This window comes from Leptobacterium flavescens (assembly GCF_010671605.1).
Lineage (GTDB): Bacteria > Bacteroidota > Bacteroidia > Flavobacteriales > Flavobacteriaceae > Leptobacterium > Leptobacterium flavescens.
Genome location: NZ_JAABOO010000002.1, coordinates 45,973 through 60,449, shown reverse-complemented (window position 1 = coordinate 60,449; position 14,477 = coordinate 45,973). Strand labels below are relative to the sequence as shown.

Below are 14,477 nucleotides of genomic sequence, written 5' to 3'. Positions count from 1 at the left end.
GCAAATGCGCTATTTTATCTGTTCACTACTGTAATTGAGCCTTTTTTAACGGCCTTTCCATTCTTTTGGATAAAATAATAATATATAGAGGCCTCACTTTTATCTGCTGTTGAGTTTTCAGGCCAGTTATTCTGATATGCTTTTGTTTTAAGTACCGGTTTTCCATAGGTATCACAAATAGTTACTTCTACATCCGGATCATTCGCAAACTGTGCCGGCAATACCCATTTGTCATTAATATTATCCTGATTAGGGCTGATAATATTTGGTACTTCTACCACTTCCGAGATCTCTACGGTAATTTCCTTGATCACTTCACAACCGTCTTTTATGGCTACCAGGTAGTAAGTACCCTCTTCGGAAGCATTAAAACTGTCGGAAGATGATAGTACCAGACCATCTGTATTTTTCCACAGATAAGAATCTCCTCCGCTGGCAGAAACCAGTTTACCGGCGTTTGCAGTAATAATTATGTGTTGAGACGGGAAAACCGAGATAAGCTCCTCACCAAAAGTTTCTATGCTCACTTCATTTGAAGCAGATGAACATCCGTCTATCATAAGTTCGGCTGTAAAAACACCACTTTGGTTTACGGTCACCGTCGGAGCATCTCCGCTCTGAAACAACTGTCCGTCCCTGTACCAGTTATAGGTAGCGTTCTCAAATACCATTGCACTTAGTGTAGCTTCACCATTATTGGAACACATCACATCGGTGTCTGAAGTCAGTTCAAACTCAGGAAGTCCCAGTTTGATCTGCATTGCGTTGGATGTGAATTCTATTCCGTTCATTTCTCCTTTTAAACTATAAGCTCCGTTTTGACTGTAGTTCTCAACGATCTGCTTAGGCTGGTTATTGTTCAGGGCTTCCTCATTTTTATACCAGTTAAAGCTAAAGAGGTTAAACTGAGCAGCATCTATTTCGTGCTCTAATCCGTTATTGGCAGTTGCGATTAAGCTGGAAATTCCAAGAGTGGTTCTTATGGTAGAACAGGCATCGTAATTATTAAGGTGATCTATCTCAGCTGTAAAAGAAACAGGTTCAAATACCTTAAAGGAAGGCGATTCTACTACTCCCATGCACGATCCGGGAGCAGAAACCATGGCACGATACGTACCAATTTCACTCACTTCCAGTTCCAGGGAATTTCCGTTAACGATCATTTCTTCATCCTTAAACCAGCTTACGCGCGGATCTGTGGTATTGGTCTCAATACGAAGTACTAAAGAGTTTCCTTCTATAAGGATACTTTCGAGAGGAGAAACCGCTGTAACACTAGCTTCTATTGAAGGCTGTCTGATCTCTATCTCCTGAGAAAAGGCTTCACATCCACCTTCATTTACCAGAGAGAGCTTGTATACCCCATATGTTTCGGCAGACATGGCAATATCCAGAACCGGTAAATAGTTTGGCAATTCGGTAAGTTCCACATCATCTTTAAACCATTTGTAATCGAGGAACTCATTATCCGTTACTGCCTTTAACTGATGTGTAGTACCCGGACAAACCTCAACTACGGGTTCGCTGTCTATTCTGGCATTGATCTCTTCCCCAAAATTTACGATAACAATATTTGAATGCAATGCACCGGTACAATCCCCATAAAAACCTTCAGCATAATACTCTCCCGAAGAAGTAATTTCCAGACTGCTACCCCCTTCCTGGAAAAAAACTCCATTTTTATACCATAGATAGGTTGGCGCCACATCTAAGTTGAGACTGATAGTTGCTGATTGCCCTCCGCAAATAGCAACATCCTGGTAATCGTTAAGTACAAGATTAACATTGGGCACGTAATAGGCATTAAAAGGAGTGGTAGCCGCACTGATCTTCTCAGGGGAAGTAGAACGGACTCTGATCCTGTAGTTCTCTCCCGCTACATTTTCAGGCAGCGAAAAAGAAGTTTCAAAATCGAAGGAAAAGTTCTCACCTGTAATACTCTTTAATAAGGAAGGGTTGTCAAAACTTCCTGAAGCATCGGACATCTCAAGATGAAAAACATTATCGGAATTAAAAGGATTGTTCTCATAGCTGATAATAGCATTAAATGTATTAAAGCTATCAGATACACACGCATACGAAAAAGATAATTCGGGTGTGTTCAATGTTTGTGCATTGCTTATTTCAAATATCGTTAAGGCTAGGCAGCAAAGTAACCACCTTACTGTTTGGGGTAATTTTTGTCTCATGGTAATATTTTTTGGGGTAAAAAATAAATATGGTATTAAACCACTTGTCTTTAATCTGTCTGAAGGAGTATTTTTATGTCATAGGCATCTTTTTAATTGTATATTGCTGAACTAAACTACTCAAAAATTGTATAACGACCAACATTTTGCCTTCCTTTTTTAAAGAAAAAATATAGATTTTATGTATTTCAACGTGAAAAAGTGTTATTTAATCGATGTTTTGAGTGAAATGTTAAAATTTTAGAAAACAACAAACATGAATGTAAATTCTTACATAGATCATACCCTTCTGAAAGCTTTTGCAACCAAAAATGACATTGAACAGTTATGTAAAGAGGCAGAAAAATATCAGTTTTATGCCGTTTGCATCCACAGTAGTCATCTTCCCTTTGCAGGTAAGTTACTAAAAAACAGTTCCGTAAAACTGTGTACGGTTATCGGTTTTCCTTTGGGAGCTTCCTCCAGTGCAGTTAAAATTGAAGAAGCAAAACAGGCAGTAAAGGACGGAGCGGATGAAGTAGATATGGTACTTAATATAGGATGGATGAAAGAAGGGAATTTCAATGCCGTTCAGGAAGAGATATCGGCTATTAAGCAGGCGATTGGGGATACCGTATTAAAAGTGATCCTGGAGACCTGTTACCTGACGGATGCCGAAATAGAGGAAGCCAGCCGTTTGTCTTCGGCAGGAGGCGCCGATTTTGTAAAGACCTCTACCGGCTTTGGCAGCAGAGGGGCTTCTTTAAATGATATTGCCATTATGAAAGCAGCCATAAACGAAAACACCCGGATAAAAGCTTCCGGCGGGATTAAGGATCATGAAACCGCCCTGAAGTTTATAGAAGCGGGTGCAGATCGCCTGGGAACTTCAAGCGGAATCGCTATTGTTACCGGAAAATCAAAGTCCGAAACAGATTATTGAATTTAATATAGGTATAGACTATCTTTACTCCATAAAATCATTCATCATTATGAAAAAACTTATTCTTTTACTCCTGTTGTGCACTTATTGTTTTACCGGAAATGCGCAGGAAAGTGCAAACAGTGAACTAACTACCTATTACTTTATCCGACATGCAGAAAAAGACAGGACCGATCCGAATAACAGGAATCCTACTCTTACGCAGGACGGGCTGTCAAGAGCTTTAAAATGGGCAGAAACATTTAAAAATGTCAGGTTCGATGCGGTATATTCTACCAATTACGAGCGAACCAAACAAACTGCAGCACCTACCGCTCATAAAAACAAACTGGAAGTAAGTATTTACGATCCGAGAGGTCTGGACCTGAAATCTTTCCTGGCCGAAACCAAAGGTAAGACCGTACTGGTTGTCGGGCACAGCAATACCACCCCGGCATTTGTAAACGGGATCCTAGGAAATAAAAAATACGAACAGATTGACGACTCCAACAATGCCAACCTTTATATAGTTACATTAAGCGGAGATCAGAAGAGCAGTAATCTACTCTATATCAATTAACCTCAATATCGGTAAGTTCTATTTTAGAAAGTAACTGAAGACCTTCCTGCTCAAGGGCATGGCCAAGGTCTTCTACTTTTGTATTCTTATCCTTGGGCTTGTAGTTGTTGTAATCTACAAAACGCAGATTCCCCACATATCTTTCATTATAGGCCTCTCTCAATCTGAGTCCGCCTCCATCTACATGATATTCATAAGCCAGGTAATCTATTTTAAAGGTTTCCTTATTCACCCAGTAAATAAAAACGTCCTCAAAATCAGTTCCGCCGCCTTCCTGATCAAAGCTCACTCTTATTTTGTAATAAGGTACTTCTTTAAGCTTTTCCTCTCCGAGCAGCTCTTTATTGACTGCTTTATCATTTAGTCCCTGAGGTAAATAGGCAAAATAATGAACCGAATTCACCGAATTGGAATAACGGACCGCCATAGAATCGGCAACTTCTACCTGTTCATCATCTATATAGCGTTTAAAACTATCGGATAACAGGACATCCTTAATAACAGATCCCGACTCATTGTCTTCAGTAATCCTGGTCATTTCCTTTCCTGCTTTTGTCCTGGTAGCGGTGTATTTTCTTCCTCTGAACCCAAAAGCAATATCGGCTTTTTTATAATTTTCTCCCCCTGCAACCTCTATAGACCTGTTAATGATCTCATTAGCAGTAAGTGCTGTATCGGGAGTGGTGTTTTCTTCTTTGTTTTTACAGGAAACCACAAAAAGCAGAATCCCTATAAGGCTTAAATATGAACGCATACTTTAAATAAAATTAGTTAGTAAAAGTACATATTGAGTCGAAGATTATGCTCTAAAATAACGTTAAAAAAAAGTATCGCCCGAAAGCGATACTTTTAGTGATATAAACCTGGTATTTAGTCCCGATAGTTATCGGGATTAGAATTTCATCCCGAAACCTACACCTATAATAAGGGGGTTAATATCCACATCAGCATTTACAGTGGCGCCCAGGGCGGTTGTAGCGTTGATCGTAGCATCGGTCTGAAGAAAAAGCTTTTTGATATCGAAGTTAAGGAACCACCTATCGTTCAGCTCGTAATCCAGGCCGGCCTGGAATGAGAAACCGAAGGCATTGTCGTAATCAATATCATCTGCTGCAGGGCCTTCATCTACTCCGTAGAAAATGGTATAGTTGATCCCCGCTCCCAGGTAAGGTTTTAATTTCCCTCCGGTAAAGTGATACTGAAGACTCAGCGTTGGCGGTAATAACCACACATCTCCCAGATCGATATTTCCTGCCGAAGTCGCTACGGCCTCAACATCGTGATTGGTGGTGGCCAGGATAAGCTCAGCGGCCCAGTTCTCGGTAAAGAAATAGGTAAAATCCAGCTCCGGAACATAGGAAGTCGATATATCTGCATTACCACCGATAGCCTGGATCGTTGCATCCTCATCGGGTATTACCGAAATAAGACGCAGACGTGCCTGCCATCTTTTAAAATCTGATGTTCCGTCGTCCTGTGCTTTTAATTGGAATACGGCTAAAAGCACAAAAATCCCAAATAGTACTTTTTTCATGATTAAGTTGCTTAAAATTAATACCCAAAAGTATCTTCCAATTCTCTCAGGAATAATGATAAAAATCATTGTATGAAAAATGCTTCCGATAAAGTATAGGAACAGTTTTACTGTCAATCCAATAAATGTTATTAACTTTGGCGGCCTATGCAGAAAAACATTAACATACAAAACAAAAAGGCACGCTTTGAATATGAGCTTTTGGATCAGTATACGGCCGGGATCGTACTGACCGGAACCGAAATAAAATCCATCAGACTCAGCAAGGCTTCTATTGCCGAAAGTTTTTGTGAGTTTAATGAAAGAGGTGAGTTGTTTGTAATTAATATGTATATAGAAGAATATATGCACGGAACACATTACAACCACAAACCCCGTAGCGAACGTAAGTTACTTCTCAATAAAAACGAATTGAGGAAACTTCACAGGGAAGTAAAAAGTACAGGTCTTACCATTGTTCCTCTCCGGCTCTTTCTGAATGAAAAAGGACTGGCCAAAATAGATATTGCCCTGGCCAGAGGTAAAAAACTTCACGATAAAAGAGAAACTATCAAAGACAGAGATAACAAGCGTGACCTGGATCGTATTAAGAAAGAATATCGTTAGAATTAATTTTTAACATAGCTTAAACATCCCCCCTTTTTAAAACTCTTTATCTTTCGTCGGAATTAACGACAACGCAAACCGATAAAACCTTTACAATGCTGAAAAATTACTTTCTTCTCTTTGTTATATCGTTATTTTCTTATTCCGGTTTTTCTCAGATAAAGGGAAAGGTTACCGATACCGGCGACAATCCCCTGCCCTATGTAAATATCTATCTGAAGAATACCTACACCGGTACCACTACCAATGAACTGGGTATTTACGAACTCAACATAGAGCAGACGGGGAATTATACCGTGGTTTTTCAATATCTCGGATTCAAGACCATCAATAAGGAAGTCTCCATAGACCGCCTGCCCTTCGAATTGAATATCGAACTGGAGGAAGAATCGGTGAGTTTACAGGAAGTAGTTGTCAATGCCGAGGAAAACCCGGCCAATCAGATCATCAGGAATACTATTGCCAAACGCGAGGAAAACCTCAATAAGATAAGTCAGTTTACCAGCGATTTTTACTCCAGGGGGATCTACAGGCTCAAAAATGCACCCGAACGTATTCTAGGCCAGGACCTGGGCGATTTTGGGGGTGGACTCGACTCTACCAGAAGCGGAGTTATTTATCTGTCCGAAACCAAATCCAGGATCACTTATAAACGTCCGAATTCATTCAAAGAAAAGATCATAGCATCAAAAGTAAGTGGAAATGATAACGGCTTTAGTTTTAATAATGCTTCGGATGTGAATTTTAGTTTTTATCAGAATACCATCGACTTTAATACCAACCTCATCTCTCCTATTTCCGATTATGCCTTTAATTATTACAGGTATGAACTGGTCGGTACTTTTTACGACGACAGGAATCACCTCATCAATAAGATAAAAGTAACGCCAAAAAGGGTCAAGGACAGAGTGGGTGAAGGTTTTCTGTATATCGTAGAAGATGACTGGGCGCTCTATGCCGTAGAGTTTAAACTTACCGGAGAACAGGCGCAGATACCGGTTATAGAGACCCTTGATTTTAAGCAGAATTACTCTTATTCGGATAAGGATAAGATATGGGTGCTGATCTCCCAGGTATTCGATGTGGAGTTCGGTATCCTGGGGATAAAAGGTAACGGTCGTTTTACGGCGGTTTACAGTAATTACGATTTTAATCCGGAATTTGATAGATCCACTTTCAGCAGGGAGGTTCTCTCTTTTGAAAACGAAGCAAATAAAAAGGATGATAGCTTCTGGAATCAGATCAGGCCTGTTCCCCTAACCGACGAAGAATCTAATGACTATCAGGTAAAAGACAGCATACAGGTGATAAGGAAATCCAAACCTTATCTGGATTCCCTGGACCGGAAGAATAACAAATTTACACTCGGGAATTTCTTTTTCGGTTATACCTACAGGAATTCCTATAAAGACTGGCAACTGAGTTTTAATGCTCCTCTTTTCGCCACTCAGTTCAACACCGTGCAGGGATGGAATTCCACCGCCGGTCTGAGCTACCTCAAGAATTATGAAGAAGGGGCACGCTGGTTAAGGATCAACAGCGATTTTAACTACGGTTTTTCGGATAAGCGGCTACGGGTGAACGGTTCCATAGCCTATAAGTTCAATAATTTTTCCAGGCCCATTCTCGCGCTTTCGGGAGGTACCGGAGTAAGTCAGTTTAATGAGGCTGAACCCATCTCCGAGCTGATAAACTCTGTCAGCACGCTGGTGTTCGACAATAATTTTATCAAGCTTTTTGATAAGACCTATGTGCGTATTAATTATGCCGATGAGATATTTAACGGGATCCGTTTGTTTGCTTCGGCAGCTTATGAAAACAGAAAGCCACTGTTCAATACGGAGGAAGATGACGAATTTACCTCCAATAATCCGCTTCTTCCCGACGATTTTACAACTCCCGCTTTTGCGGAGCACGATATTTTTAAGGTGAATATTACCGGGAGGATACGTTTTAAACAAGACTATCTGAGCTATCCCGATGCCAAATACAATTTATTCAATAGCGAATTCCCCACACTCTATTTGACCTATGAAGGAGGTTTCGGAGCCAGTGATTCTTCTTTGAATTTCTCCCAGTTAAAAGCCAGGCTTACCCAAAGCTTTGATATTGCCAATAAGGGACGTTTCGGCTATAACTTAAGAGCAGGGACATTCATTGATAGTGATGAACTTTCCTTTATCGATTTTCAGCATTTTAACGGGAATCAGACACGGGTTGGTTCGACCAGCACCTATCTCAACAGTTTTAATCTGTTACCTTACTACGCTTTGAGTACGGACGATTCCTATTTTGAAGGACATGTAGAACATAACTTTAAAGGATACCTCCTCGGAAAGGTGCCATTGATCAACAAACTGAATTTTAACCTGGTTGCAGGTGCAAACTTACTATCCACCAACGGTAATAAACCCTATTCGGAATTTTATGTAGGACTGGATAACCTGGGGATCGGTAAATTCAGGTTCTTACGCCTGGATTATGTACGTTCCTATCAGGGAGGGTTTATCCAGGACGGGGTGATCTTCGGGATCAAGTTCCTGGGAGCTTTTGATTGATCTCCTATTTTTTATCTTCCAGCAGAGGCACAAAACGAAAGGAACCGAATTCTCTTTTTTCGAACTCTTTTTCAGATTTCCTGATGTAGAGGGTCATAGTCTGGGAAGAAGTTCCCACGGGAATAACAAGCCTACCTCCTATCTTAAGCTGCGCCATCAGTGGTTTGGGAACAAAAGGAGCTCCCGCAGTTACAATGATACTGTCGAAAGGCGCTTCTTCTTCCAGTCCCTTATAACCGTCGCCAAAGATCAGTTTTTTAGCCCTGTAGCCCAGTTTGGGTAAAAAGAGGCTGGTCTTTTTAAACAGCTCTTTTTGCCTTTCTATGGAATATACCCTGGCGCCGAGTTCCAGTAGAACAGCGGTCTGATAACCACTTCCGGTACCGATCTCCAGTACCTTATCGTTCTTCTTGATCTGTAGTAATTCTGTTTGAAAAGCTACTGTGTAGGGTTGTGAGATGGTTTGTTCTGCTGCAATAGGAAAGGCTTTATCCACATAGGCATGATCTTCAAAGCTGCTATCCATAAACAAATGTCTGGGGATCTTTCGTATTGCGTTGAGAACATCCTCATTTTTAATCCCTTTCCTGGCTACCGTATCGGCCAGTTTATTGCGCATTCCTTTATGTTTAAAAGTATCTTTCACCTACAGTTAAATTTGGATGCTAAAATTAAACATTCTATTTCTTTTGCAAAATGTTTTTGTAAATTCGGGAGCCGTAAAAAACTGCTGTATTATTGGCATTTTTCTATGGGGGAATCGTTCAATAATACTATTTTTGCTTAAAATAAATAAGCCTATGTTAAAAGCGGGTGTATTAGGTGCCGGACACCTGGGTAAGATCCATTTACGACTATTACAACAATCTGAAAAATACGAACTGGTAGGCTTCTATGATCCCGATCAGCAGAATGCCGGAAAGATCCAGGAGGAATTCGGATATAATTCATTCTCTTCTCTGGACGAATTGATCGATGCGGTGGATGTTGTGGATATCGTTACCCCCACTCTTTCCCATTATGATTGTGCCGTGCAGGCCATTGGTAAAGGGAAACATATTTTTATTGAAAAGCCTATTGCCAATTCGGTGGAAGAAGCGGAAAAGCTTATTAAACTCGCTTCGGATCACGGGGTAAAGGGACAGGTTGGCCATGTAGAGCGATTTAACCCGGCTTTTATTTCGGTAAAGGATAAGATCAGTAATCCGATGTTTATCGAAACGCACAGGCTTGCGGAATTCAATCCGAGAGGAACCGATGTTCCCGTGGTTCTCGACCTGATGATCCACGATATAGATATTATTCTGAGTGTAGTAGATTCCAAAGTAAAAAGTATCAATGCCAGCGGGGTATCCGTGATCAGTAAATCTCCAGATATCGCCAACGCCCGTATTGAATTCGAAAACGGATGCGTGGCCAATTTAACTGCCAGCAGGATCTCTTTAAAAAATATGCGTAAGTCCAGATTCTTCCAGAGGGATGCATATATCTCGGTAGATTTTCTGGAGAAAAAAGTAGAAGTGGTTAAAATGAAGGATGCTCCTGAAGTTCCGGATGAATTTGCCCTTGTACTTCAGAATGCGGAGGGAGAGAAAAAGCAGATCTATTTCGAGAATCCTAAAATAGATGCCAATAATGCCATTCTGGATGAACTGGAAACCTTTGCAGATGCCATAAAAAACAATACTACACCTATTGTAACCTTAACTCAGGGTACTGAAGCCCTGAAGGTGGCAAAAGAGATCATATCATCATTTTAAAAACACTAAAAACTGGTATAATTAAAGAAAAAACATGAAAAATATTGCAGTTATCGGTGCAGGAACTATGGGGAACGGAATTGCCCATACATTTGCACAGTTTGGTTTTAAAGTTCAGCTTATAGATATTTCACAGGCTTCCCTGGATAAAGGAATGGCTACCATTACCAAGAACCTGGACAGAATGCTCAGCAAAGGAAGCATCACCGAAGAGGAAAAAGAAGCTACTTTAAATAATATAACTACTTACGATAATCTTAAAGACGGAGTAGAATACGCCAGCCTCGTTGTGGAAGCGGCAACAGAGAACGTAGATCTTAAACTGAATATCTTCAGAGAATTGAGTGAGCTATGTCCGGAAGATACGATCCTGGCAACTAACACCTCCTCTATTTCCATTACGCAGATCGCTGCGGTGACCAATCGTCCGGATATGGTGATCGGGATGCACTTTATGAACCCGGTGCCGATCATGAAACTGGTAGAGATCATCAGAGGATACAATACTTCCGATGAAGTTACCAATACCATCATGGAGCTTTCGAAAAAACTGAATAAGGTTCCTGTAGAAGTAAACGATTATCCTGGATTTGTTGCCAACCGTATTCTAATGCCAATGATCAATGAAGCAGTAGAAACCCTTTACAATGGCGTGGCCGGAGTTTATGAGATAGACACTGTAATGAAGCTTGGAATGGCGCATCCGATGGGACCCCTGCAACTGGCAGATTTTATAGGTCTTGATGTATGTCTTTCTATCCTGAATGTAATGTACGAAGGCTTTAAGAATCCGAAATACGCACCATGTCCTCTATTGGTAAATATGGTGATGGCCGGGAAGCTCGGAGTTAAATCGGGAGAAGGTTTCTACGATTATTCCGAAAGCAGGAAAGCTGAAAAAGTTGCCGGACAATTTTCATAATTCAAACCGAATAAGGGGAGCTTCTCCTCTATCATTGTTCTAAAAATGGCATTAATTCAACCTTTTAAGGCGGTAAGACCTCCAAAAGACAAGGCTGCTGTTGTGGCTTCACGTTCCTATGAAGATTATTCAAAAGCAGAACGTAAAGCGCATTTGGAATTCAATCCTTTTAGCTTTTTACATATCATCAATCCCGGATATAAGTTTAAAAAGACCATTTCGGGCGTTGAAAGATTTTCCCTGGTACGGAACCGATACCTGGAATTCAAGGAGGACCATGTGTTTATTCAGGACCCGGAACCTGTCTTTTACGTGTATAAGACCAGGACCAGAAATCACAGTTTTTGCGGGATCCTTGCCGGAACCAGTGCCGAAGATTACAAAAACAATGTAATTAAGAAGCATGAGGACACCCTGGAAAAAAGAGAGCAACTCTTTAAGGAATATCTCAAAACCGTTGGATTTAATGCAGAGCCCGTACTTCTCACCTATCCCGACAATAATTCAGTACAGGAAATTGTTGAGGAAGTTACGGCAGGAGTACCCGAATATGAATTTACTTCCATAGACAGGATCACCCATTATTTATGGAAGCTGGACGATAAGAAAAAGATCGAAGAGCTTAAAAGTGCTTTTGCCCAAATGGATTCGCTCTATATCGCAGACGGGCATCACAGATCGGCTTCTTCTTATTTGCTGGCTGAAGAGTTGAAGGCAGAAAACCCGGATCACGATGGCAGTGAGCCTTATAATTTCTTTATGAGTTATCTCATTCCTGAATCTCATTTAAAAATATCTGAGTTTAACAGGATGGTAAAAGACCTCAACGGGCTGACAAAGCAGGAATTCCTGGTTAAGCTGGATGAGTGGTACCGCATAGAGAACAGAGGAAGTGAATTGTACAAACCCTCCAAAAAGCATCATTTTGGTATGTACCTGGACGGGGAATTCTATTCTCTCTATCTCCGGAAATCCATTTATGAGTTCACCGATTCATTAAGTGAGCTGGATACTCAGATCCTGTATGAAACCGTTCTGAAGCCTATTCTCGGAATAAACGACCTCCGTAATGATACCCGTATCAGTTATGGTTACGGGCAGCACAATGTGGTAAAAATGAAAGACCTTATAGACAATGATAAATTTAAGGTAGGTTTTGGCCTTGTTCCGGTAAGTGTGGAGGAGATGAAGAACATAGCGGACGAAGGTTTGCAAATGCCTCCCAAAAGTACTTATATTGAACCTAAACTCAGAAGTGGTCTTATCGTTTACGAATTTTAAGCCCGATCGTGAATAAAAACATTTAAAATGAGTATTTCTCAAAATCTTCAAAAACTAAAGTTGTCGATCCCGCAGGATGTGGAGCTGGTTGCTGTTTCCAAAACAAAACCCGTAAGCGATATACAGGAAGCTTATGATTCCGGACATCGCGTTTTTGGCGAGAATAAGATACAGGAGATGGCAGAGAAATACGAACAACTGCCCGAAGATATTAAATGGCATATGATAGGTCATGTACAAACCAATAAGGTAAAATACATGGCTTCTTTTGTTAGCCTTATTCACGGAGTGGACAGTTTAAAACTGCTCAGGGAAGTAAACAAACAGGCATTAAAGCACGACAGGGTCATAGATTGCCTTCTTCAGATCCGTATAGCGGAAGAAGAGACCAAATTCGGAATGTCTGAAGACGATGCTGTTTCCCTGTTGAATTCGGATGTTTTTAATGAACTTACCAACGTAAGGATCAAAGGTTTTATGGGGATGGCAACATTTACTCATGATAAGGGACAGGTGGAAAAAGAATTTAAATCCCTTAAGTCGTTTTTCGATCGCTGTAAAAATGAAACGGGTAATCATTCCAGTGTTCGTTTGGAGATCCTCTCTATGGGAATGAGCGGCGATTACGATCTCGCCATCTCCAATGGCAGCAATATGGTTAGGATTGGAAGTAGTATATTTGGAGAAAGAAACTATTCTAATTTTTAAAGGAAAAATAAGATAGATACGTGTACGCTATACTCGACATAGAGACTACCGGAGGGAAATATAATGAAGAAGGGATCACAGAGATCGCCGTTTACAAGTTTGACGGTCACAGGGTGGTCGATAAGTTTATCAGCCTTGTCAATCCGGAAAGGGAGATCCAGGCTTTTGTAGTTAACCTTACCGGTATTAATAACAATATGCTCAAGAGCGCTCCTAAATTTTATGAGATCGCCAAACGTATTGTCGAGATCACCGAAGATTGTATCATTGTGGCCCATAATGCTCAATTCGACTACAGGATACTGCGTACCGAATTTAAACGCCTGGGTTATGATTACAAGCGTAAATCCCTTTGTACGGTAGAACTCGCCCAGAAACTGATTCCCGGAAAAGATTCTTATAGCCTTGGTAAACTGGTCAGATCACTGGGTATTCCGGTAAGTGACAGGCATCGTGCCAACGGAGATGCCATGGCTACGGTTAAGCTCTTTAAGATGCTTATCGACAAGGACACCGAAAAAATGATCATCAAGGAGGCCGTAAAGAATGATATCGAGCAAAAAATGGCAAAACGCCTGCTCGACATTATAGAGCAGCTCCCCTCCTCTACCGGGGTGTATTACATTCACAACAAAAAAGGAGAGATCATTTATATCGGTAAAAGCAAGAATATCAGGAGAAGGATCAATCAGCATTTTACCAGTACCTCCAGCAAAGCAAGACGCTTAAGGAAGGAAGTAGTGGCCGTTACCTATGAAGAGACCGGTAACGAGCTTATTGCCCTGCTCAAGGAAAACCAGGAGATCAAGGATAATCAGCCGGTGCACAATCGTTCGCGTAAAAGAAATGTCTTTAATCTGGCACTGAGTAAATATCAGGACGAGAACGGTTATTTGAACCTGAAGATAGATAAGGCTTCCAGGACCAAAGATCCCGTAACCACTTTTACCAATATTCACGAAGCAAAGAATACCCTTTATAAAATTGCTGAAGAATTCAGTCTCTGTCATAAATTGCTCAGGCTTTCCGATGCGCGTGAACACTGTTTTAATTACTCGGTTAACAAGTGTAACGGAGCATGTGTTGCAGAGGAAGAGCCATTCACATACAATAAAAGAACCGAAGAAGCTTTAAAAAAATACAGCTACCCTCAGAGCAATATGGTTATCATAGACAAAGGAAGGGAAATAGATGAGAGAAGTGCTGTTTTAATTGAAGACGGAGAGTTTAAAGGGATCAGTTACTTTAACCTGAATTATCAGATAAACAATCTCAATATCCTGAAGAACATTATCACCCCTATGAATAATAATCCCGATGCTACCCATATTATTCAATCCTATTTGCGAAAAAGAAAAGTTTTAAAGGTCATTTCTTTTGAAAATCAACATTAATCCGAGGCCCGGTATTTTGAGGATAAAGGACAATGCAAAGCTTT

Annotated in this window: 13 protein-coding genes; 9 read left to right on the top strand and 4 right to left on the bottom strand. The window is 40.7% G+C overall.

Annotation, left to right across the window (positions count from 1 at the left end):
• Nucleotides 1-14: 14 nt before the first annotated feature.
• The gene (locus tag GWK08_RS07785; protein ID WP_163606377.1) at nt 15-2,189 is read right to left on the bottom strand and encodes a T9SS type B sorting domain-containing protein; all 2,175 of its coding nucleotides are present in this window, start codon (nt 2,187-2,189) and stop codon (nt 15-17) included.
• Nucleotides 2,190-2,445: 256 nt separating this feature from the next.
• Here GWK08_RS07785 and deoC point away from each other — a divergent pair, with 256 nt between their 5' ends.
• Together deoC and GWK08_RS07775 are read left to right on the top strand one after the other, a co-directional pair.
• Nucleotides 2,446-3,111 carry a deoxyribose-phosphate aldolase gene (gene deoC, locus GWK08_RS07780; RefSeq protein ID WP_163606376.1) on the top strand — a complete coding sequence of 222 codons (666 nt, stop codon included), beginning with the start codon at nt 2,446-2,448 and terminating at the stop codon, nt 3,109-3,111.
• Nucleotides 3,112-3,160: 49 nt separating this feature from the next.
• Complete coding sequence (locus GWK08_RS07775; RefSeq protein ID WP_163606375.1) at nt 3,161-3,670, top strand: SixA phosphatase family protein; 510 nt, start codon at nt 3,161-3,163, stop codon at nt 3,668-3,670.
• On the opposite strand, the gene GWK08_RS07770 is transcribed toward GWK08_RS07775, so the two are convergent.
• Both GWK08_RS07770 and GWK08_RS07765 read right to left on the bottom strand, forming a co-directional pair.
• A complete protein-coding gene (locus GWK08_RS07770; protein WP_163606374.1) occupies nt 3,663-4,424 on the bottom strand; it encodes a DUF6503 family protein in 762 nt (253 codons plus the stop codon). The genes GWK08_RS07775 and GWK08_RS07770 overlap by 8 nt on opposite strands.
• A gap of 138 nt (nt 4,425-4,562) precedes the next feature.
• Nucleotides 4,563-5,204, bottom strand: coding sequence for an OmpW/AlkL family protein (locus GWK08_RS07765; RefSeq protein ID WP_163606373.1), 642 nt, complete (start codon nt 5,202-5,204; stop codon nt 4,563-4,565).
• Between the two features lie 147 nt (nt 5,205-5,351).
• Between GWK08_RS07765 and smpB the strand changes: the two genes are divergently transcribed.
• Nucleotides 5,352-5,810 (top strand): SsrA-binding protein SmpB, encoded by a 459-nt coding sequence (gene smpB, locus GWK08_RS07760; RefSeq protein ID WP_163606372.1) that lies wholly within the window; start codon nt 5,352-5,354, stop codon nt 5,808-5,810.
• A 95-nt stretch (nt 5,811-5,905) separates the two neighbouring features.
• Complete coding sequence (locus tag GWK08_RS07755) at nt 5,906-8,368, top strand: DUF5686 and carboxypeptidase regulatory-like domain-containing protein (RefSeq protein ID WP_163606371.1); 2,463 nt, start codon at nt 5,906-5,908, stop codon at nt 8,366-8,368.
• Nucleotides 8,369-8,372: 4 nt separating this feature from the next.
• Here the strand turns inward: GWK08_RS07755 and GWK08_RS07750 are convergent, their stop codons facing one another.
• Nucleotides 8,373-9,014, bottom strand: coding sequence for a protein-L-isoaspartate(D-aspartate) O-methyltransferase (locus GWK08_RS07750; protein WP_163606370.1), 642 nt, complete (start codon nt 9,012-9,014; stop codon nt 8,373-8,375).
• Between the two features lie 154 nt (nt 9,015-9,168).
• Between GWK08_RS07750 and GWK08_RS07745 the strand changes: the two genes are divergently transcribed.
• From GWK08_RS07745 to GWK08_RS07725, 5 genes are read left to right on the top strand one after another with little or no spacing between them, the layout of a single operon-like run.
• On the top strand, nt 9,169-10,128 hold the full coding sequence (locus GWK08_RS07745; RefSeq protein ID WP_163606369.1) for a Gfo/Idh/MocA family protein: 960 nt from the start codon (nt 9,169-9,171) through the stop codon (nt 10,126-10,128).
• 34 nt (nt 10,129-10,162) lie between these two features.
• Entirely contained in the window at nt 10,163-11,050 is an 888-nt protein-coding gene (locus GWK08_RS07740) for a 3-hydroxyacyl-CoA dehydrogenase family protein (RefSeq protein WP_163606368.1), read from the top strand.
• 45 nt (nt 11,051-11,095) lie between these two features.
• Nucleotides 11,096-12,331 (top strand): DUF1015 domain-containing protein, encoded by a 1,236-nt coding sequence (locus GWK08_RS07735; RefSeq protein ID WP_163606367.1) that lies wholly within the window; start codon nt 11,096-11,098, stop codon nt 12,329-12,331.
• 27 nt (nt 12,332-12,358) lie between these two features.
• Nucleotides 12,359-13,039 (top strand): YggS family pyridoxal phosphate-dependent enzyme, encoded by a 681-nt coding sequence (locus tag GWK08_RS07730; RefSeq protein ID WP_163606366.1) that lies wholly within the window; start codon nt 12,359-12,361, stop codon nt 13,037-13,039.
• Between the two features lie 20 nt (nt 13,040-13,059).
• Nucleotides 13,060-14,433: an exonuclease domain-containing protein gene (locus GWK08_RS07725; protein ID WP_163606365.1), complete on the top strand. Its 1,374-nt coding sequence runs from the start codon at nt 13,060-13,062 to the stop codon at nt 14,431-14,433.
• The last annotated feature ends 44 nt before the right edge of the window (nt 14,434-14,477 follow it).

Bases quoted from the DNA above. Each gene is read 5' to 3' on its own strand.
- GWK08_RS07775 (WP_163606375.1), top strand. From the start codon at position 3,161: ATGAAAAAACTTATTCTTTTACTCCTGTTGTGCACTTATTGTTTTACC.
- GWK08_RS07730 (WP_163606366.1), top strand. From the start codon at position 12,359: ATGAGTATTTCTCAAAATCTTCAAAAACTAAAGTTGTCGATCCCGCAG.
- GWK08_RS07745 (WP_163606369.1), top strand. From the start codon at position 9,169: ATGTTAAAAGCGGGTGTATTAGGTGCCGGACACCTGGGTAAGATCCAT.
- GWK08_RS07785 (WP_163606377.1), bottom strand. From the start codon at position 2,189: ATGAGACAAAAATTACCCCAAACAGTAAGGTGGTTACTTTGCTGCCTA.
- deoC (WP_163606376.1), top strand. From the start codon at position 2,446: ATGAATGTAAATTCTTACATAGATCATACCCTTCTGAAAGCTTTTGCA.
- smpB (WP_163606372.1), top strand. From the start codon at position 5,352: ATGCAGAAAAACATTAACATACAAAACAAAAAGGCACGCTTTGAATAT.
- GWK08_RS07765 (WP_163606373.1), bottom strand. From the start codon at position 5,204: ATGAAAAAAGTACTATTTGGGATTTTTGTGCTTTTAGCCGTATTCCAA.
- GWK08_RS07755 (WP_163606371.1), top strand. From the start codon at position 5,906: ATGCTGAAAAATTACTTTCTTCTCTTTGTTATATCGTTATTTTCTTAT.
- GWK08_RS07770 (WP_163606374.1), bottom strand. From the start codon at position 4,424: ATGCGTTCATATTTAAGCCTTATAGGGATTCTGCTTTTTGTGGTTTCC.
- GWK08_RS07735 (WP_163606367.1), top strand. From the start codon at position 11,096: ATGGCATTAATTCAACCTTTTAAGGCGGTAAGACCTCCAAAAGACAAG.
- GWK08_RS07740 (WP_163606368.1), top strand. From the start codon at position 10,163: ATGAAAAATATTGCAGTTATCGGTGCAGGAACTATGGGGAACGGAATT.